At 61.7% G+C, this 17,665-nt stretch carries 21 protein-coding genes; 11 read left to right on the top strand and 10 right to left on the bottom strand.

Translation table 11 applies throughout. The annotated features are described in order from the left end of the window. Window positions 1-166: 166 nt before the first annotated feature. Window positions 167-1,375 (top strand): AI-2E family transporter, encoded by a 1,209-nt coding sequence (locus ABCW43_RS18335; protein WP_345927031.1) that lies wholly within the window; start codon window positions 167-169, stop codon window positions 1,373-1,375. Here the strand turns inward: ABCW43_RS18335 and ABCW43_RS18330 are convergent. Then, entirely contained in the window at window positions 1,353-1,811 is a 459-nt protein-coding gene (locus ABCW43_RS18330) for a GNAT family N-acetyltransferase (protein WP_345927029.1), read from the bottom strand. The genes ABCW43_RS18335 and ABCW43_RS18330 overlap by 23 nt on opposite strands. A gap of 121 nt (window positions 1,812-1,932) precedes the next feature. Here ABCW43_RS18330 and ABCW43_RS18325 point away from each other — a divergent pair, with 121 nt between their 5' ends. Continuing rightward, window positions 1,933-2,370, top strand: a complete 438-nt coding sequence (locus ABCW43_RS18325; RefSeq protein ID WP_345927027.1) for a hypothetical protein — start codon at window positions 1,933-1,935, stop codon at window positions 2,368-2,370. 7 nt (window positions 2,371-2,377) lie between these two features. On the opposite strand, the gene ABCW43_RS18320 is transcribed toward ABCW43_RS18325, so the two are convergent. Then, window positions 2,378-3,505, bottom strand: a complete 1,128-nt coding sequence (locus ABCW43_RS18320; protein WP_345927025.1) for a DUF2336 domain-containing protein — start codon at window positions 3,503-3,505, stop codon at window positions 2,378-2,380. 188 nt (window positions 3,506-3,693) lie between these two features. Here ABCW43_RS18320 and ABCW43_RS18315 point away from each other — a divergent pair, with 188 nt between their 5' ends. Further along, window positions 3,694-4,272 (top strand): aldolase/citrate lyase/malate synthase family protein, encoded by a 579-nt coding sequence (locus ABCW43_RS18315; protein ID WP_345927023.1) that lies wholly within the window; start codon window positions 3,694-3,696, stop codon window positions 4,270-4,272. Here the strand turns inward: ABCW43_RS18315 and ABCW43_RS18310 are convergent. Next, entirely contained in the window at window positions 4,262-4,882 is a 621-nt protein-coding gene (locus ABCW43_RS18310; RefSeq protein WP_345927021.1) for a flavin reductase family protein, read from the bottom strand. The genes ABCW43_RS18315 and ABCW43_RS18310 overlap by 11 nt on opposite strands. Window positions 4,883-4,889: 7 nt before the next feature. Beyond that, the gene (locus tag ABCW43_RS18305) at window positions 4,890-5,465 is read right to left on the bottom strand and encodes a nitroreductase family protein (protein ID WP_345927019.1); all 576 of its coding nucleotides are present in this window, start codon (window positions 5,463-5,465) and stop codon (window positions 4,890-4,892) included. A 106-nt stretch (window positions 5,466-5,571) separates the two neighbouring features. Here ABCW43_RS18305 and ABCW43_RS18300 point away from each other — a divergent pair, with 106 nt between their 5' ends. After that, the gene (locus tag ABCW43_RS18300; RefSeq protein ID WP_345927017.1) at window positions 5,572-6,558 is read left to right on the top strand and encodes an RgsD C-terminal domain-containing protein; all 987 of its coding nucleotides are present in this window, start codon (window positions 5,572-5,574) and stop codon (window positions 6,556-6,558) included. A 103-nt stretch (window positions 6,559-6,661) separates the two neighbouring features. Here ABCW43_RS18300 and thrS read toward each other — a convergent pair whose 3' ends face one another. The 4 genes from thrS to ABCW43_RS18280 form a co-directional block, all read right to left on the bottom strand. After that, window positions 6,662-8,674, bottom strand: a complete 2,013-nt coding sequence (thrS, locus tag ABCW43_RS18295) for a threonine--tRNA ligase (RefSeq protein ID WP_345927015.1) — start codon at window positions 8,672-8,674, stop codon at window positions 6,662-6,664. A gap of 125 nt (window positions 8,675-8,799) precedes the next feature. Then, entirely contained in the window at window positions 8,800-9,321 is a 522-nt protein-coding gene (locus ABCW43_RS18290; RefSeq protein WP_345927013.1) for a DUF1697 domain-containing protein, read from the bottom strand. A 7-nt stretch (window positions 9,322-9,328) separates the two neighbouring features. Then, window positions 9,329-9,709, bottom strand: coding sequence for a membrane protein insertion efficiency factor YidD (yidD, locus tag ABCW43_RS18285; protein ID WP_345927012.1), 381 nt, complete (start codon window positions 9,707-9,709; stop codon window positions 9,329-9,331). A 4-nt stretch (window positions 9,710-9,713) separates the two neighbouring features. Further along, a complete protein-coding gene (locus ABCW43_RS18280) occupies window positions 9,714-10,163 on the bottom strand; it encodes an iron-sulfur cluster assembly scaffold protein (RefSeq protein WP_345927009.1) in 450 nt (149 codons plus the stop codon). 286 nt (window positions 10,164-10,449) lie between these two features. Between ABCW43_RS18280 and folE the strand changes: the two genes are divergently transcribed. The 3 genes from folE to ABCW43_RS18265 all read left to right on the top strand — a co-directional run bounded on the left by folE (window position 10,450) and on the right by ABCW43_RS18265 (window position 12,622). Beyond that, window positions 10,450-11,064, top strand: coding sequence for a GTP cyclohydrolase I FolE (gene folE, locus ABCW43_RS18275; protein ID WP_345927007.1), 615 nt, complete (start codon window positions 10,450-10,452; stop codon window positions 11,062-11,064). A gap of 28 nt (window positions 11,065-11,092) precedes the next feature. After that, window positions 11,093-11,554: a phosphoribosyl-AMP cyclohydrolase gene (gene hisI / locus ABCW43_RS18270; protein WP_345927005.1), complete on the top strand. Its 462-nt coding sequence runs from the start codon at window positions 11,093-11,095 to the stop codon at window positions 11,552-11,554. A 108-nt stretch (window positions 11,555-11,662) separates the two neighbouring features. Then, complete coding sequence (locus ABCW43_RS18265; protein ID WP_345927004.1) at window positions 11,663-12,622, top strand: patatin-like phospholipase family protein; 960 nt, start codon at window positions 11,663-11,665, stop codon at window positions 12,620-12,622. A gap of 60 nt (window positions 12,623-12,682) precedes the next feature. On the opposite strand, the gene ABCW43_RS18260 is transcribed toward ABCW43_RS18265, so the two are convergent. Both ABCW43_RS18260 and ABCW43_RS18255 read right to left on the bottom strand, forming a co-directional pair. Then, window positions 12,683-13,117 carry a CBS domain-containing protein gene (locus tag ABCW43_RS18260; protein ID WP_345927001.1) on the bottom strand — a complete coding sequence of 145 codons (435 nt, stop codon included), beginning with the start codon at window positions 13,115-13,117 and terminating at the stop codon, window positions 12,683-12,685. A 131-nt stretch (window positions 13,118-13,248) separates the two neighbouring features. Further along, window positions 13,249-14,007, bottom strand: a complete 759-nt coding sequence (locus ABCW43_RS18255) for a rhomboid family intramembrane serine protease (protein WP_345927000.1) — start codon at window positions 14,005-14,007, stop codon at window positions 13,249-13,251. 220 nt (window positions 14,008-14,227) lie between these two features. Between ABCW43_RS18255 and ABCW43_RS18250 the strand changes: the two genes are divergently transcribed. The 4 genes from ABCW43_RS18250 (at window position 14,228) to ABCW43_RS18235 (ending at window position 17,650) form a co-directional block, all read left to right on the top strand. Next, window positions 14,228-14,809: a PAS domain-containing protein gene (locus ABCW43_RS18250; protein WP_345926998.1), complete on the top strand. Its 582-nt coding sequence runs from the start codon at window positions 14,228-14,230 to the stop codon at window positions 14,807-14,809. Window positions 14,810-14,921: 112 nt separating this feature from the next. Further along, entirely contained in the window at window positions 14,922-15,533 is a 612-nt protein-coding gene (locus ABCW43_RS18245; RefSeq protein ID WP_345926996.1) for a PilZ domain-containing protein, read from the top strand. Between the two features lie 543 nt (window positions 15,534-16,076). Continuing rightward, complete coding sequence (locus ABCW43_RS18240; RefSeq protein WP_345926994.1) at window positions 16,077-16,688, top strand: transglutaminase-like cysteine peptidase; 612 nt, start codon at window positions 16,077-16,079, stop codon at window positions 16,686-16,688. 227 nt (window positions 16,689-16,915) lie between these two features. After that, entirely contained in the window at window positions 16,916-17,650 is a 735-nt protein-coding gene (locus tag ABCW43_RS18235) for a hypothetical protein (protein ID WP_345926992.1), read from the top strand. Window positions 17,651-17,665 lie beyond the last annotated feature (15 nt).

Below are 17,665 nucleotides of genomic sequence, written 5' to 3'. Positions count from 1 at the left end.
GAAGGTTTGCATCGTATTTCCGGCTCTGCCGGAAGGTGATTTCATATTTCTATCGCATCTGCCGTCTAGGGCAAGGAGTAAGCTTCCTTTTAATGGATGACGCATTAGTCTTGTACCGGCGAACCTCATAAGCCATATGATGGTGAAAACGAAAAAAGGAAATTCGGTGAGCGGAAATAACGATCGCAAAGGCCCGAAAGAGCCGCGCTGGCTCGGGCCAGTCGCACCGAGCAGGGTCGCGCTCATCCCGCCGATCTCCGCTGCTCGCTGGCTTCTCGTGCTCGTCGCCGCTGCCGGCATCTATTTCTTCCACGGATTCCTGGTTCCGGTTCTCGCCGCCCTGGTGATCGGCTTTGCCAGCTGGCCGCTTTATCGCGAGCTGCTGCGCCGGACCGGCGGCAACACCACCATCGGCGCCTCGCTCGCCATCATCTTCATCCTGACCTTCCTGATCGTGCCGATCGGCATCGCCATCTCCTATACGATCGGCGAAGTGCGCCAGTGGATCATCTGGGCGGCCGAAGTGAACCGTTTCGGAGCGCCGCCTCCCGCCTGGATCACCGGCCTTCCCTGGGTCGGGGAATGGCTCGGCATCCAGTGGGTCCAGCATGTCGGCTCGCCCGGTGCGGTCGGCGAACTCATCCAGATCGTCTCGGGCGCCAATATCGGCAATATCTACCGTGCCATCGTGGCGGCAGGCGACGGCGCCTTCCATCTCGTGCTGACGCTGCTCTTCATGCTGATCGCGCTGTTCTTCGTCTATCGCGACGGCGGCTCCTTCAGCGAGCAGATCGACCTTCTCGGCGAGCGCATCCTGCCGACCCGTTGGGAGCGCATCTCGCGTGTCGTTCCGAGGACGATCAGTTCGACCGTGACCGGCCAGACGCTGATTGCGATCGGCGAAGGCATCGTGCTCGGCATCGCCTACTGGATCGCCGGCGTCCCCTCGCCCGTCACCCTCGGCGTATTGACCGGCCTGATGGCACTCATCCCTGGTGGCGCGCCGCTGTCCTTCTCACTGATCTCGTTTTACCTGGTCGCCAACGGTGCCTACGTCGCCGGCGGCGGTCTTTTCCTCTGGGGCACGGTGGAACTCTTCATCGTCGACAAGACGCTGCGGCCGCGCCTGGTCGGCGGCCCGATCAAGCTTCCCTTCCTGCCGACATTCTTCGGTCTCGTCGGCGGTGTCAGCACCATGGGCTTCCTCGGCCTGTTCATCGGCCCGGTGCTGATGGCGCTGCTGGTGTCGATCTGGCGCGAATGGATCCGTGAAGTGAAAATGGCCGATGTGACCGAGGCGGAGTCCACCGATATTTCCAAGGCGCCGGACCTTCCGCCTGATCTTCCGATTGTCAGGAAAGTCTCTTCTCCATGAAGATGCTGAGCGGATCGGACCTGTAGTCTGCGAACGGCCCTATCTCCGTAAAGCCATAGGCGCGATAAAGCCCGATCGCCTGCGGTTGATGGATGCCTGTCTCCAGCCGGACAACCGAAAGGCTGAGTTCGCCGGCCCGTTCCAGGATCGCCTCGATCAGCTGCTTGCCGAGTTTCAGGCCGCGCGCCGCCTCGGCGACGAACATCCGCTTGATCTCGCCGGTGCCGTCTTCCGCCGCGACCAGCGCGCCGCAGCCGAGAACCGTTCCTTCCCTGCGTGCCACGAAAAAGGAAACGACAGGCTTTTCGAGCGTTGCGACATCCACCATATGGTTGCTCTCAGCAGGATAGAGCGAAGCCGCATAAGCGTCGGAGAGCTCGAGAAGCCTCATCACTTCGGCCTGACGCGGCGGTTCGATCGCAATCACTACGGTCATCTCGGTCTCCAATGCTCCTGACGGATGGCAATGTTTAGCGGATGCAGTGTTGCAGTAAAAGCTGCCTTGGTCGGGCCAAGATTGCCCGCTCTAAACCGGTTGCCACATTTGAGGGGACGATATGAATTCCGCACTGATTGTCATGACCATTCTCGGCTGCAACGACGCCGGAACGGATTGCCACTATATCGCCACCGCTGAAAACCGCTGGCCGAGCATCGAGATGTGCAATTCGGTGTCTGAGCAGCAGCTGTCCGGTTATGCAAACCAGCCCTATCCGATGCTCATCGCTGTCTGCCAGAAACCGGAAGCCGCCGAGATCGCCAACGCACCGGTTCCGCAGTCGCGACCGGAAATGCCCGCACCATCCGTACAGCCGGCACCAACGCTTGCTCAGGAACCGGTGACGCAGCAGGAGAAGGAAACGCTTGCGGGCCGGGCCATCCAGCGGGTCAAGACGGTGCTTCCGACCACCGAAGGGGTGAAGACGCTGATGACCAGTCCGGTGCGGCTGGTCGAGAACGGCTATTCCTGGGTCGCCAAGAAATTCCAGCGTTAAGCTGGCGTTATGCCGCCAGCGACACTCCGTTGGCGTAGGACCGCGCACTGAGCCGGACTTCCAGCCGATGCAGCTTCTCGATCATGTCGAGGAGGTCGGAGACCGGCGAAAGCTGCATGTCGGGCCGCTGGAACTTTTCGAGCAGTAGGCCGGCGATATTGTCGAACGTGCCGTTTGCCGCAGCCTTGCGCCAAAGGAAGACCGCTTCGACGAAGACGGCAGCGATATCCCGTCCGAGGCCCGAGGCTTCGAAGAGCGCGCGAACCGCATGCATACGGCCGGTCGCAAGGATCGCCCGCACGCGGCGGTCGTCGAGCCCGGACAGCGAAACCATCGCGCCTGCGAAAAAATCGACCTTGCCGCTGCAGAGCGCATGGATGAGAAAGGCGGGCGTCAGCCGTCCGGCAGTGCGCAAATGTTCGACCAGGCCGGGGATTTCCTCCTGCAGGACGGCGCCTGCGATGGCGACGGCTGCGGCCTCTCCTGCCTCGCGGGTCATGTGCTCGATCCGGGCCGGCGCCATGCTGGTCCGCACCAGTCCGGAGCCGGCAAGTGCTGCGGCAATGTGGTTGACGAGCATGTGGCGGGCATCCGCCGGCAGCACTTCGCGCTCCAGCAGCAGGTTGCGGATTTCGCAGCAATGCCCGAACCGCTCGGCGATCCGCCTGAGCGAAACCCGGGTGATCGAGGCGGTCCCGTTTTCCAGAAGAATCGTGACTTCGCATTCGTCGCCGATCTCGGCGATCGCGGCTGCAACCCCGCGCGAAAGGTTCGGCCTTGCGGCGATCATTCCTCGGGTCAGGCTGTCGCTGCGCCCGGCAAGATCGACGAGATCGTTTTCGGTAAGTACCGGCGAACAGGCGATGACCGTGCAGGCGATCTCCGGCTGGTCTTCGGCTAGGCACACGATGACGGCCCGCGGTGCATTGGGAGAGTCCGCCAGAGCCTCCGCGAGCGCCAGGCGCACTTGCGGCGAGGGATCGTCGAGGAGATAGGTCATGGCAAGCGCCGCTGCCCGATGCTGCTCGCCACCCATGGGCGAGCGGAGATAGGCCCGGCCGAGAGCATTGGCCGCCTTCGCCCTCTCGCCTGCTCTTGCTGTTTCAGCCCAACGAAGAAATGCCTGTACGATCACACTCGGCCTCGACTACACATGCCAGTTCGGATCTGGCTGGCTTGATAGGTCACGCTAGTGCCAAAAAGTTTAAGATTGGTTCACCACGTTCCTTAACCATGGCGAAGTCATTGAAAATACGGTCCTGGTTTATCGTCGCCCCCTCCGCGAAGGCCGCAAAGGTCCATTCAGCGGGCGCGGATGTGACTGTGCTCGACCTGACGGACGTCCCTGAGTCGTGGATCGGGGTTGGGGATTTCTGCCGGGCATGGGCCGACCTGGCGCCGGCCGGGGACCTGGCGTTCCTCCTGCCGGCTTTTTCTTCGGCAAGAACGGAGACCGCCGTCGATCTGGCCATCCGATATGGCGCCAGCTCAGTCGTGCTCTCGGGCGCCCGCAGCGGGGGTGAAGTGCAGAGGCTGGACATGGCTTCGCGCGTGGCGGAAATCCGGGCAGGACTGGCACCGGGCAAGACGGCGATCGTCGCGCTTGCCGATGCGGCCGGCATCCTCGCCGCCTCCGGCTTCGAGCGCTGCAGCAATCGCCTGGCGGCCCTCGGCTGGGAAGGCGGCTACGATCCCTCCTCCGATACCGCGCGTTTTGCGGCTGGGACAATCGCGCTCGCCGCCGCCGCCGCCGGTATAGCGGCCATCGACGCCGTCTCGCCCAAGGGGAACGCGGCTCCCCTCCAGTCTGACTGCGAAAGAGCGAGAGCGAACGGCTTCTCCGGCAAGCTCTGCCGCCGTCCCGATCAAATTCCGATCATCAATCGGATTTTCAGCTTTTAGGATCGGCGCCCGCCGGTCGGGTCATTTCGAACACGTCAGCCCCGCCGTCGGAGTAGTCGCGATAGCCCATGCGGGCGATCGGCCGTGCGAGCCCCATGTCGATCCGTCCGTTGCGGAGGATCTCCTCGCTGATATGGATTCCAACCACCTGGCCGAAAACCATGTAGGCCTCCGCCGGCTTGCCGTCCAATCCGACCGGCTGGATCACCTGCGTGACGCGGCATTCGAGCACGGTATAGGCCTCGGCGACGTAAGGCGCATCGATGAGTTCCGCCATCTTGGCGGTCAGCCCCGCCACGTCGAACTCGCTGACGCCGTAGGGCACCGCCTCCGACGAGGCGTTCATCTGCGCGGCCAGGTGACGGCTTGCGAGGCTTGCGGTGAAGACGCCGGTTTCCTCGGCGTTCTTCAAGCTGTGCTTGCGGCCGCTGGACGAGAACATCACCAGTTTGGGGTTGTCGGAAATGGCGTTGAAGAAGGAATAGGGCGACAGGTTCATCGATCCATCCCTGCCCTTCGTGCCGATCCAGCCGATCGGGCGCGGCGCGACGATCGCCTTGAAGGGATCGTGCTTCAATCCATGCTGGTTGGTATCGGTGGTGTAAAACATCGAAATCCTATTCGGCGTAGGTGACGATCTGCGACAATTCCGGCCGTGGCCGGTCGGGCGTCGGGAAATCGCTCGAACCGATATGGATGAACCCCGCGACCTTTTCGCCCGGCCTGATGCCGAGGAGCGCCAGCGCCTCGTCGTCATAGGCGACCCACTCGGTACGCCAGTTGGCGACGTAGCCATGCGCGTTTGCGGCCATCAGCATGTTGAAGCAGACAGCGCCGGCCGAGAGCACCTGTTCCCATTCGGGGATTTTCGGATGCGGTGCCGCGGTGCTGACGACGGCGACGACCAGCGGCGCACGGGTGAAGCGCGTCAGCTCCGCCTGCCTGGCGGCCTCGGCCATGTCGGGCATCTTCTGGAGCGACAGGGCCAGAAACTGTTCGCCGAGCGTTCTGCACACGTCGCCGCGATAGACGATGACGCGCCAGGGTGTGAGCTTTCCATGATCCGGGGTGCGGGTCGCGAAGGTGAGAACCGCCTCCAATTCTTCCTGCGACGGGGCCGGCTCCTTCATCTGGGCGACCGGCGTGGAATGCCTGTCGCGCAGGAAATCTATGAGTTTAACGTCATTTTGCATGGTCAAAGCTTTCATTTGGAGCTGGCGCAGTGGGAAGGTCTTGAAATTGCCTTGTCATTGGTCTTCAAGTGACGTCTCGGAAAACAAGAGTCAACCGGTACAACAGATGGCAGGCACTTCCCTTGCGGCACGCTGGTTCCTTGCCGGAGCGATGGCTCTCGGCTCAGCTTTCAGCGCATCCGCTCAGGAGGACGCCTTCAAGAATTTTCGCGCGCTGGACAGCACGGCGAAGATGCCCAAGCTCAACGCCTTCTCGGCTTTGCCAGGTGGCCCGCCCGGCGCCCTCTCGAGGGACGTGCAGTTCGACGCCAAGCTGACGTCCGACGGCCAGCCCATGCAGGAAGGCCTTACCTGGCGCGTCTTCAGCCCGATCGCTGGCGAAGACGGTAAATTGCCTCTGGTGGCCAGTTCCGAAGGCGGTTCCGCCTCGTTCCAGCTCCCCCCCGGCGACTATTTCGTCAATTGCGCCTTCGGCCGTGCCGGCGTCACCAAGAAACTCAAAGTCCCCGAAAGCGGCAACATGCCGAAACAGACGCTGGTGCTCGATGCCGGCGGTTTCGTCCTGAATGCGGTTGCCGGTACCGACCAGCGTATTCCGCCCAAGGAACTGAGCTTTTCGGTCTATTCGGCCGAAGTGCGCGATAACGGCGATCGGGCGCTGGTGATGTCGGACGTCAAGCCGAATACGGTCGTGCGGCTGAATGCCGGCACTTATCATGTCGTTTCCGAATACGGCGACGTCAATGCGGTGGTGCGGGCCGATATCCAGGTGGAGGCCGGCAAGCTCACCCAGGCAGTGCTGCAGCATCGCGCCGCCCAGATCACCCTGAAGCTCGTCTCACAGGCGGGCGGCGAAGCGATTGCCGATACGGCCTGGTCGGTGCTGACGGCTGCCGGCGACGTCGTCAACGAAAGCGTCAGTGCTTTCTCGACAATGGTCCTGTCGGAGGGCGAATATCTCGCCGTCGCCCGCAACAAGACCAAGATCTACCAGCGCTCGTTCACCGTCAAAGCCGGCCGCAATACCGAGGTTGAAGTGCTGATGCGCGACACACCTCAGGTGGCTGGCGCGGTTGCCAACGACAGGAACTAGCCGGATTTCGGCAGAAGTCGCCGAACCTCAGCCAGCCTGGCAAAACCATCTCATCTTATTGCATTGACGGCGCCCGGGTTCACAGGCGCCGTCATGACTTGGGTCAGGCCGCTGCCTTTGCCGCCTTCCTGGCTTCGAGGCGACGCAGCACGTCCGGCGGGGTTGCCTCGAGGCTGAGCGAGGCGATCGCCTCGTCCAGCGTCATCGAGGTCTGGGCCTGCGAGCCGAGACGGCGGATGTTGACCGAACGCTCCTCGGCTTCCTTCTTGCCGCAGACGATGATGACCGGCACCTTGGTGACCGAGTGCTCGCGGACCTTGTAGTTGATCTTTTCGTTGCGGAAATCGGTCTCGACGACCATGCCCGCATCGCGAAGCGCTTCCGCCACCTCACGGCCGTAATCGTCGGCATCCGAGGTGATCGTCGCCACCACCACCTGCATCGGCGCGAACCAGAGCGGCATGTGGCCGGCGAAGTTCTCGATCAGGATGCCGAGGAAACGCTCCATCGAACCGCAGATGGCGCGATGGATCATCACCGGTTGGGTCTTTTCGGAGTTCTGGTCGATGTAGAACGCGCCGAACCGTTCCGGCAGGTTGAAGTCCACCTGCGTCGTGCCGCACTGCCATTCGCGGCCGATCGCGTCTTTCAGCGTATATTCGAACTTCGGACCGTAGAACGCGCCCTCGCCCGGCAGGATGCCGGTTTTGATGCGGCCTTCCGACTGCGCCTCGATCGTCTTCAGAACATCGAGCATGACGGATTCGGCACGATCCCAGAGCGCGTCGGTGCCGACGCGCTTGTCCGGCCGGGTCGACAGCTTGACCACGACTTCCTTGAAGCCGAAATCCTCGTAGACCGACAGGATCAGGTCGTTGATCCGCAGGCATTCGGCGGCCATCTGCTCGTCGGTGCAGAAGACATGCGCGTCGTCCTGGGTGAAACCGCGGACGCGCATCAGCCCGTGCAGCGCGCCGGATGCTTCATAGCGATGCACGAGACCGAATTCCGCAAGGCGGATAGGCAGTTCGCGATAAGACTTCAAGCCATGCTTGAAGATCTGCACGTGACCCGGGCAGTTCATGGGCTTCAGCGCAAAGACGCGGTTGTCTGCTTCCTTGTCTTCCGGATGCGTGAAGGCATAGGCAGACTTCACCGCGAACATGTTCTCCTGGTACCAGCCCCAGTGGCCCGAAGTCTCCCACAGCGAGGCATCGAGGACCTGCGGCGCGTTGACCTCTTCATAGGTGCCGGCGAGCCGGCGGCGCATATAGGCAGTCAGGGTCTGGAACATGCGCCAGCCCTTGCCGTGCCAGAACACGACGCCCGGACCTTCTTCCTGGAAATGGAAGAGGTCCATTTCCCGGCCGAGCTTGCGGTGGTCGCGCTTTTCGGCTTCGGCCAGCACATGCAGGTACTGGTCGAGTTCTTCCTGCGTCGCCCAGGCGGTGCCGTAGATGCGGGTCAGCATGGCGTTGTTCGAGTCGCCGCGCCAATAGGCGCCGGCAACCTTCATCAGCTTGAAGGCCGTACCGATCTGGCCGGTCGAGGCCATATGCGGGCCGCGGCAGAGGTCGAACCAGTCGCCTTGATAATAGATCTTGAGATCCTGATCCTCCGGGATCGCATCGATCAGCTCGACCTTGTAACCTTCACCCTTGGCAGCGAAAACTTCGCGGGCCTTCTCGCGAGACCAGACCTGCTTCGTGAACGGTTTGTTGCGGCCGATGATTTCCTTCATCTTCGCCTCGATCTTCGGCAGATCGTCAGGCGTGAAAGGCGCGTTGCGGGCGAAATCGTAATAGAATCCGTTCTCGATCACCGGGCCGATGGTGACTTGCGTGCCGGGCCAAAGCTCCTGCACGGCCTCCGCCATCACATGGGCGGCGTCGTGGCGGATGAGTTCCAGCGCGCGGGCATCGGTGCGGGTGACGATCTCGATCTTTCCGTCGGTCACCGGCTCGGCAAGGTCCTGCACGGTGCCATCGATGGTAACGGCAACCGCCTTCTTGGCGAGCGACTTGGAAATGCTCTCGGCAACGTCACGGCCGGTCGTGCCGGCGTCGAAAACGCGGACGGAGCCATCGGGAAATGTAAGGGAAACGGATTGGGACATGTCTTCTCCTGTCCAGTCCCGCCAACGAATGCGGGTGGTGTTGGAATAAATGGCGGTTCGCCCTTGGGGCGCAGCCGGCGTGGCTGTTAAATGTTTTTGGCGTTCTAGTAAAGGCGAGCGGCCGCTCAGCCGATCATTTCGGCAAGCCCGGCGACCGTGTTGGCGTTGCGGATCGTACCGATGCCGAGCTTCTTCGTGGTCATCGCCGACAGCAGCCGCGTCTCGCTCGCCTTGCCGCCGAAATCGACCCAGAGATCGCCGCCGACGATAGCGATCTTCTCGTCGCCACGGTGGCGTGCGAGCAGGTCAAGGACGCTTTCGTCGAGCGGCTTGCGCATCACCCGCACGCCGACCTCGGAACCCTCCCCCGATGGAAAGGGATTGCCGGCCGCGAGCTTCAGCCAATCGGTACCGGTCCTTGCGATGATATCGATATGTTTGCCGAACCGCTTCTCGAACGCGGTCTCCAAAATCCGCTCGATGTCACCGATCGGTAACCGGTCGGTTTCGAATACGAGATTGCCGGTCGAAACCAGGGTTCGGCAATTCCGGTAACCGAGCTCCTCCGCCATGGCACGCAGATCCGCCATGATGACCCGCCTGCCGGGTGCGAGGACGATGCTGTGCAGCAGCGCGACATAGATCATCTTAGCATCATCTCGGATGCGATACGGGTGGGGCGTGACGGCGCCAGTATCTCCACGGTGTCCACCAGCGCTGCCGCACTTCGAGCGCTTCCGGCACCGGATCTAGCCCGCCCGTGCCGCCCGGCCCGCAGCGCGCCACCCGGAACAGTGTCATCCACCCGCCTGGCCACAACCCATGGCGGGCCACCGCCTCATATCCATATTCCGAACAGGTCGGGATATGCCGGCAGGAATTGCCGATGAAGCCGGAAAGCGTCAGCTGGTAGAGGCGGATCAGCCCCATGCCGAAGAGCCGGCCGGGCGTCCTGGCGAACGGTCCGGACCAGTTACGGGAGCGGCCCGCCTTCGGTTCGGATTTGGGATGCTGGCAGTCGGGGGCGCCGCACATCGGATCAGACGGTGGCCGCTTCGGACCGTTCCTTCGCCTCGATCTGGTCGATCGCATCGACGACCGCCTCGAAGGTCAGCATGGTGGAGGCATGCCGGGCCTTGTAGTCCTTGACCGGCTTCAGGTAGCGCATCTCCTCGAACCGGCCGTCCGGCCCCTCGCCGCCCTCCTTCAGCATGGCGAGCATGTCCTGACGTGCCCTGCGGATCTCGGCGGTCGTTGCGCCGATCACATGCCGCGCCATGATCGAGGACGAGGCCTGGCCGAGGGCGCAGGCGCGCACCTCATGGGCGAAATCCGTAACCCGGTCGCCGTCCATCTTCAGATGCACGCGTACCTTCGAGCCGCACAGTTTCGAATGTTTTTCGGAACTGGCATCCGCATCGGGCAACACGCCCGCATGGGTGATGTTGGCGGCGAATTCGAGGATCTTGCTGTTGTAGATGTCGTCCATCAAGGCTCGCTTTTGAAACCGCCGTCGCTCGTTGAACACTGTGTCACGTACGGCGGGCTACCATAAAAGGCTTCCTGCCATTATATGTGATGTCAGGGCGAGATCATCAAGAAAGGTTGTTTTCACGAAATCCTACCGAAAACGGAATAGGATATCTTGTAAAAATGTTCGCCGAAGGTCAGATAAACCCGGATTGCCCAAAAATCAGCCGCAGGTGCCCAGCGGCTGGTCAGTCCGTGAGTAACGCCAGTCGGATGCGGCCTTGAACCGCATCAGGAGACGATAGATGGATGCCATAGTGAAGAATTTCCCGGCTTCGAAAGAGAAGCAGGTCCGCCCGTCGCAGCACGAAGCCGAAGAAGCGGTGCGCGTGCTGCTGCGCTGGGCCGGTGACGATCCGGCCCGCGAAGGCCTGCTCGACACCCCGAAGCGCGTCGCCGCCTCCTACCGCGAACTGTTTGCCGGTTACGAACAGTCGCCGGAGGACGTGCTCGGCCGCACTTTCGAGGAAGTCTCGGGTTATGACGATATCGTGCTGGTGCGCGACATCCCGTTCTTCTCCCATTGCGAACACCACATGCTGCCGATCATCGGCAAGGCGCATGTCGCCTATCTGCCGAACGGCCGCGTCCTCGGCCTTTCGAAGATTGCCCGCGTCGTCGAAATCTTCGGCCGTCGCCTGCAGACCCAGGAAAACCTGACGGCGCAGATCGCCAATGCGATCGAGGAAACGCTGAAGCCGCGCGGCGTCGCCGTCATGATCGAGGCCGAGCACCTGTGCATGGAGATGCGCGGCGTGCTGAAGCAGGGCTCGCATACGATGACGACGACGTTTACCGGCGAGTTCAAGGCGAACGCCGCCGAGCAGGCCCGTTTCTTCACGCTGGCCCGCAACCGCTGATACGCGGTTGCCCGGGCGGAGTTTCCTGATGCCGCTTTCTTTCGACCGACCTTCCGCCGACAAGACGGAACTCGAAGGCGCTGGCGCCTTCACGCCCCGATTCGATCAGAACGGTCTCGTCACCGCCGTCGTCACCGACGTGCGCGACGGCGAACTGCTGATGGTCGCGCATATGGACGCCGAGGCGCTGGCGCTGACGGTTAAGACCGGCATCGCCCACTACTACAGCCGTTCGCGTGCCAAAATCTGGAAAAAGGGCGAATCCTCCGGCAATCTCCAGACCGTTCATGAACTGCGCACCGACTGCGATCAGGACGCCGTCTGGCTCAAGGTCTCGGTCGCCGGGCATGACGCTACATGCCATACCGGCCGCCGCTCCTGTTTCTATCGGGTTGTTACCCAAAGTGATGGCAGGGCGGTTCTTGAAATCACCGACGATACGCGTCATTTTGACCCAGGTGTCGTCTATTCGGATCAAGGAACCATTTAGGGATTTGCCTCGTTTTTCGGCATGTCTCGACTGAATAAACGATTTCGAAATCTGTTGGTGCGCTAATCGACAGACCGGGGTTTGTTCAGCTGTGGAGGGTGTTGATCGATGCTGAACTGGAGTTGGAACCGTCACGATCCGCTCGCGGCACCCGCCGAAGGCGGCGAAGCGCAAGTTCTCGAACCCACACCTCCTCCCATCATCGAAGCCCCCAAAAAAGCAAAGCTCTCTCTCGCCCTTGGCGGCGGCGCCGCGCGCGGCTGGGCGCATATCGGTGTATTGCGGGCGCTCGACGAGGCCGGCATCGAAGTCGGCATGATTGCCGGCACCTCGATCGGCGCCTTGGTCGGCGGCTGTTATCTCGCAGGCAAGCTCGACGAACTCGAAACCTTCGCCCGCTCGCTTACCATGCGCCGCATCGCCGGCCTGCTCGATCTGACGATCGGCGGCGGCGGTCTTCTGGGCGGTATGCGGCTGACCAAGCGGATGCAGGAACATCTCGAAGGCCTGTCGATCGAGGATCTCGATCGGCCCTTCGTATCGGTTGCGACCGAACTTCACACCGGCCACGAAGTGTGGATATCGAGCGGCTCGCTGATCACCGGGCTTCGCGCTTCCTACGCCCTGCCGGGCATTTTCGAACCGGTGAAATGCAACAACCGGACACTGGTCGATGGCGCCCTCGTCAATCCGGTGCCAACCTCCGTGTGCCGCGCCTACGAGCAGCCGCTCGTGGTCGCCGTCAACCTGAACTACGAGATTTTCGGCCGGTCGGCTGTCGTCAAGCACAATGCCAGCGTCCAGCCGATGGACGACGGTCGCAAGAAACCCGAGGACGTCCGCGTCGGTCTGACCGGCACCATGGTGCAGGCTTTCAACATCATCCAGGAACGCATTTCCCGGGCGCGTCTGGCGGGCGATCCGCCGGACCTGGCGCTGCATCCGCGGCTTGCCGATATCGGACTGTCCGAATTCCACCGCGCCGGCGAAGCGATCGACCGCGGCTATGCGGAGACGATGGCGCAGATCTCGGCGCTGAAGCGCATGCAGGAAGTTTTCGCTCGCTGAGCGGGCGGCGGGCCTCGCCAGCTATTAAAAAGCCTCGCCTTCCGGCGAGGCTGGCCAAAGTCAGCCGGCGATATAGGCCTTGATCTGTTCGGCCTCGATCTCGATTTCGCGGATGCGAGACTTCACCACGTCACCGATCGAGATGATGCCGGCGAGCTTGCCGTCCTGTTCGACGGGCACGTGGCGGAAACGGCCCGAGCTCATCATACCCATCAGTTCATCGACGGTCGTTTCGTCCCTGCAGCGCTGCACCGAAGTGGTCATCGCCGACTTGACCGGTTGATCGAGCACGGCGGCACCCTTGCCGGCGACGGCGCGCACCAGGTCGCGTTCGGTAAAGATGCCGGCGATACGGCCTTCCATGCCGGTCACCACCACGGCACCGATCTTCTTGTCGTTGAGGATCCCGGCGACTTCGAGCAGTGTCTTGTCGGGACCGACGGTCACCACGTCACGCCCCTTTGCATCCAGCATGTTCTTGACGACTATTGCCATGGTTCTCTCCTCGCAACCAGTTCGGCTTGGACATCGTCCATTCCCGAAAAGCAAAGCGCCCGGGTGGAGGAAACCGTCCCTGCACGTCTGCTGAAGTGTAGAGCGAGGCGGGAAAGAGATCAAGAAAGAGATCAAGGACGCGGGAGCGGCACGACGCGGCGCGGCAAAGGATCGAAAAGGCCAAAGAGCAGGAAGCCGAAGAGGAAGCCGCCGATATGCGCGTCCCAGGCGATCGGCCCCATGTCCGCGCCGAACAGCGTCACTCCGAAAGCGATCAGCAGGTTGCCGGCGAACCACATGGCGGTGAAGATCACCACGGTGCGGTTGCGGAAGGAGCCGAGGATTGACTGGCGCGGATAGAGATGACCATGGGTTCTGTCATAACCCCGACGTTCCGGGAAGGCGAAACGGCAGGCGGCGCCCATCAGCGCCGAGACGACCCCCGAGGCACCGATCAGCAGCGTCTCGTTGCCCCAGTTAAGCGCGGCATGGAAGAAGGCGGCAGCCACCGCCGAAAGGATCCAGAAGATCACGTAGCGCAGGGTACCTATCCGCCGCACGACCGGCGCCCCGAAGGCCATCAACCAAAGCGCGTTGAAGAGGATGTGTTCGATGCCGCCGTGCAGAAGCGAGTAGGTGACCGGCGTCCACGCCCATGCAAAACCCTGGTCGCCGAGCGGATAGACATAGCGCAGCGGCGTGAACGCCAAATTCACGATCATATAGGCCCGCATGTCCTCGTCCAGCACGTAGTCCTGCACGATATAGATGACCGCAAGCAAGGCCAGCGTCACGACAAGGCTGCGCGGAAGATTGAAAATCGGCTGCGAGCGCTCGGCGCCCTCATCCGCCTCGGGCTGTTCGTTTGCCATATCCGGCCCGTCGTTCATGCCAGCCCCTTCTGTCTTCTCGTTCCCCTGCCGAATGGTCGACAGCCATATAGGAGCGGCCGTTCAAAGGAAAGCGCACCAGGATCACAGTAACGCCAGCGGATTGGTAGGTCATGGATCGTTAACCATGCTCCCGTTCCCGTGGCATGGTTTTCGCTGCTCTAGAAGAACCAGCCGCGCATGAAGCGCGATCTGTCTCGAAATGTAACAGGTAAGATGAATGCGCAACCAGGCCAGCCGGGCGATCTTCGACTACTGGATCAATCTCAAGCACGACGGGGCAGTTCCCCTCAAGACCGAGATCGATCCGGCCGCCCTGCGTCATCTTCTTCCCCATCTTTTCATGGCCGCCATGGACCCTGCCGGCACGCTGGCATTCCGCCTGGCCGGTACCCGCATCTGCGAACTGTTCGACCGTGAATTCCGAGGCCAGGCTTTTGCGAATCTCTGGCCGGAGACTGACCACCGGCAGCCGGTGGAAATCGCCCATAACGTCATTCATTCGCAACAGCCGGCGCTTCTGGACGTTCTCGCCTCGAATGGCCACATCCGCCATGCCTATGAGATGCTGCTTTTGCCAATCCGGTCGGTGGAGACGACGGCGAGCGATCGCATTTTCGGCGCCCTCCTGCCCCGGCTCTCTCCCTATCCCGTAACGGCAACGCCGGCCGCCTTCCTGACGCTCGAGAACTGGACGTTCCTCACCGGCAGCGGTTCGCATTTCGGTGTGCCGATCACAGGTGATCGCGGCATTTTCCACAACACGCCAGGTCGGCATCTGCCTGGCCGCCCTTCGTCATGAGAGTGAATGCCCATCGCGGCGGGTGGCAGCGGCGCTGTCTTGCAAAACCTTCTGTTAACCGCGGCGCGATAATACTCTTAACGATAGACTTAGAAGAGAAAAGCTCTCTCAAATGTATTCATTTCAGCCCGCTCATACTCCATCGACACCCAACGTTTCCGCACAGCGTTCCTTTCAGCGCGTGTCCGTCAATATTCCAGGACGGCTGATGCTGGCGACGCATGAGGAATTCCCCTGCAACGTCGTGGACATGTCGCCGGGCGACGTCAGCTTCGCCTGCGTCGGCCGTCCCCTCGTCGGCGAACGGGTGATCGCCTATCTCGATCATATCGGCCGGCTGGAAGGCATGGTCGTCAGCCTGTCGAGCGCCGGCTTCGTGATGTCGATCAACGCGACGGACCGCAAGCGCGAGAAATTGGCCGCCCAGCTGACCTGGATCGCCAATAAGCATGAACTGGGCCTGCCGGAAGATCGCCGCCATGATCGCTTGGCGCCGCGCAATACCCGCACGGAGATCACGCTCGACGACGGCCGGCGTTATGCCTGTCGCATCGTGGACCTTTCGCTGTCGGGCGCCGCGATCGATATCGATATCCGCCCGGCGCTCGGCACCCCGCTCCGGCTCGGCAACATGCGCGGCCGCGTCGTGCGCCACTTCATGGAAGGTGTGGCGATCGAGTTCAATTCGGTCCAGTCGCGCGAAACGCTGACCGAATTCCTCTAATAGCTTTCTTATCTCCGCGATCTGCCAAGCGTCCCGTTCGGGGCGCTTTTTTGTTTTTCAGCCTCCGCCAGCTGCCCTGTTTCGTTGCTGGACAGGCCGGAAACGCCGGCGGGTTGTGCCGAAACGGGCTTTCTTTCAAAAAAATGTCTCCTTTCGGCACTTTTTTTGAGGTCGGGAATCGACCTCGGCGAGCCCGATTCGACCGTGGTGCACCCTGACTCTGCCCTTTCCTCTCCTGCTTGAACACAACCAACCGCCGCCCTCTCCGCTTTCCCGGCGCTCCGGCGGCTGCTCAAGCCGTTCGCAAGAAGTGCTGGAATTACAGCTGGATAGCGGGAAAGCCGCAATGCAGGCGGTCGCCGATAGAACATGTTTTATGAAAAACAGCGGCAAATTTGCCTCGAATTTTATGAAAGTTCGAGATGCATTTGAGCCATGTTTTAGACGAATTGAGTTCAAATAAGATATTGATTTTACTGCGATATTTTCCAATCGATCAAACCCTGTCTGGCAGTGTTCTTCCCACAACGGGGAGACATAAAAATGAAGTACAGCAAGGGACTGGGCCTCGCCGCCATCACCACCGTCATCGCAATCTTTACCGCCGGAAATTCATTCGGCATGCCGGCCGGCGGTGTGCGTGTTCTCGGCCAGGCCAATCCGCCGCTCGGCCATTATGAATTCTGCAAGACCTATGTCAGCGAATGCGCCGCGACCTATAAGGACGCCGGCCCGCTGGCGCTGACCGAGGACAAGTGGCGCACGCTTCTGGACGTCAACTACACGGTCAATTCCTCGATCACGCCGATGACCGACCAGGAGATCTACGGTGTCGAAGAACGCTGGGCCTATCCCCGCACCGTCGGCGATTGCGAAGACTTCGTGCTTCTGAAGCGGAAGATGCTGATTGCGAAGGGCTTTTCGCCGTCCGACCTGCTGATTACCGTCGTCCTGCAGCCGAATGGCGAGGGTCACGCGGTCCTGACGGTCCGCACGGATCGCGGCGACTTCGTGCTCGACAACATGCGCAACAAGGTCATGGTCTGGTCCGATACCGAATACACCTTCCTGAAGCGCCAAGCGAACGACGACCCTGCCCGCTGGGTGAAGCTGCAGGACGGGCGCGCCACCGCCGTGGGCTCCGTCGGCCAGTAATCCCACCTCTCCTATCGGCGGGGGACCGCGGCGACCCGAGCCGCGGTCAATGGGCACGACCGCACATCTGCAGGCGATCGCCCGAACTGTCCCGGATTGGATTTGCTTTACGAAGCATTAACCATAACGCTCCAGACTGCGGCAAAATCGCCTGGCCTCTTCCCGTATTCCTGTTCCATTCCGGCGCTGGCGAATTCCCTCTCGAATGAGAACACGGAGCGCACGTCATGGCAGGGCCGGCCCGGAACCTCTCGGCTGCAGAAGAAGCACCGCTCCTGTCCAATCGCTTCGTCTATCGACTGACTGTCATCATCGCCGTCCTTGCCCTGTTGACGGCGGCGATCAGCATCAGTGGTCATTGGTTCGGCCAGCGTATCGCGCTTGCCGGTCATACCGACAGTACCGAAGAATTCCTGATCCGGATCGGCCAGGACAAGCTCAAGCTTCCGGCCAACACGATTCGCTTCCGCGACCAGCGCCGGCCCGGTATCACTGAGCGCGTCGACCTCTACCTCACATGGCCGGAACTCGAAGGTTACAGTGCCGGCCTGCGATCGCGCTTCGATGATGTCGGCCAGTCTTCCTCGTTGATTTTCCTGCAATTGTCACAGAGCACGATGTCGCGCGACATGTCCGGGCGGCTGGAGCCGATATACTCGAAACTGTTCGACGGCGAGCCGCAACAGGCGGCGTTCGGTTTGACGCTCCACCGGCTGCGCGCCGAGTCGGGTTATGGCAGCGAAGTCGTACTGACGGGGCAGCGCTCCGGTGCGCCGGACTATGTCGTGCGTTGCGTCCTGCCCGCCGCCGGCGACAGGCCCACCAGCGGCGACTGCCAGCGAGATATCCACATCGGCCAGGACCTGACGATACTTTATCGCTTCTCCAGCGCGCTTTTGAAGGATTGGCAACATATTGATGCCGCAGTTCGCCTCTTTGTCGAAAACCGGCTGGCGAGATAAGCGGCCACGGACGGG

Source organism: Neorhizobium tunisiense (genome assembly GCF_039631515.1).
Lineage (GTDB): Bacteria > Pseudomonadota > Alphaproteobacteria > Rhizobiales > Rhizobiaceae > Neorhizobium.
This window is presented reverse-complemented; position numbering and strand designations above follow the sequence as displayed.

Excerpts from the sequence above, each read along its gene's own strand:
- ABCW43_RS18330 (WP_345927029.1), bottom strand. The coding sequence starts at position 1,811 with ATGACCGTAGTGATTGCGATCGAACCGCCGCGTCAGGCCGAAGTGATG.
- ABCW43_RS18325 (WP_345927027.1), top strand. The coding sequence starts at position 1,933 with ATGAATTCCGCACTGATTGTCATGACCATTCTCGGCTGCAACGACGCC.
- ABCW43_RS18310 (WP_345927021.1), bottom strand. The coding sequence starts at position 4,882 with ATGTTTTACACCACCGATACCAACCAGCATGGATTGAAGCACGATCCC.
- ABCW43_RS18305 (WP_345927019.1), bottom strand. The coding sequence starts at position 5,465 with ATGCAAAATGACGTTAAACTCATAGATTTCCTGCGCGACAGGCATTCC.
- ABCW43_RS18300 (WP_345927017.1), top strand. The coding sequence starts at position 5,572 with ATGGCAGGCACTTCCCTTGCGGCACGCTGGTTCCTTGCCGGAGCGATG.
- thrS (WP_345927015.1), bottom strand. The coding sequence starts at position 8,674 with ATGTCCCAATCCGTTTCCCTTACATTTCCCGATGGCTCCGTCCGCGTT.
- ABCW43_RS18290 (WP_345927013.1), bottom strand. The coding sequence starts at position 9,321 with ATGATCTATGTCGCGCTGCTGCACAGCATCGTCCTCGCACCCGGCAGG.
- yidD (WP_345927012.1), bottom strand. The coding sequence starts at position 9,709 with ATGTGCGGCGCCCCCGACTGCCAGCATCCCAAATCCGAACCGAAGGCG.
- ABCW43_RS18280 (WP_345927009.1), bottom strand. The coding sequence starts at position 10,163 with ATGGACGACATCTACAACAGCAAGATCCTCGAATTCGCCGCCAACATC.
- folE (WP_345927007.1), top strand. The coding sequence starts at position 10,450 with ATGGATGCCATAGTGAAGAATTTCCCGGCTTCGAAAGAGAAGCAGGTC.
- hisI (WP_345927005.1), top strand. The coding sequence starts at position 11,093 with ATGCCGCTTTCTTTCGACCGACCTTCCGCCGACAAGACGGAACTCGAA.
- ABCW43_RS18265 (WP_345927004.1), top strand. The coding sequence starts at position 11,663 with ATGCTGAACTGGAGTTGGAACCGTCACGATCCGCTCGCGGCACCCGCC.
- ABCW43_RS18260 (WP_345927001.1), bottom strand. The coding sequence starts at position 13,117 with ATGGCAATAGTCGTCAAGAACATGCTGGATGCAAAGGGGCGTGACGTG.
- ABCW43_RS18255 (WP_345927000.1), bottom strand. The coding sequence starts at position 14,007 with ATGAACGACGGGCCGGATATGGCAAACGAACAGCCCGAGGCGGATGAG.
- ABCW43_RS18250 (WP_345926998.1), top strand. The coding sequence starts at position 14,228 with ATGCGCAACCAGGCCAGCCGGGCGATCTTCGACTACTGGATCAATCTC.
- ABCW43_RS18245 (WP_345926996.1), top strand. The coding sequence starts at position 14,922 with ATGTATTCATTTCAGCCCGCTCATACTCCATCGACACCCAACGTTTCC.
- ABCW43_RS18240 (WP_345926994.1), top strand. The coding sequence starts at position 16,077 with ATGAAGTACAGCAAGGGACTGGGCCTCGCCGCCATCACCACCGTCATC.
- ABCW43_RS18235 (WP_345926992.1), top strand. The coding sequence starts at position 16,916 with ATGGCAGGGCCGGCCCGGAACCTCTCGGCTGCAGAAGAAGCACCGCTC.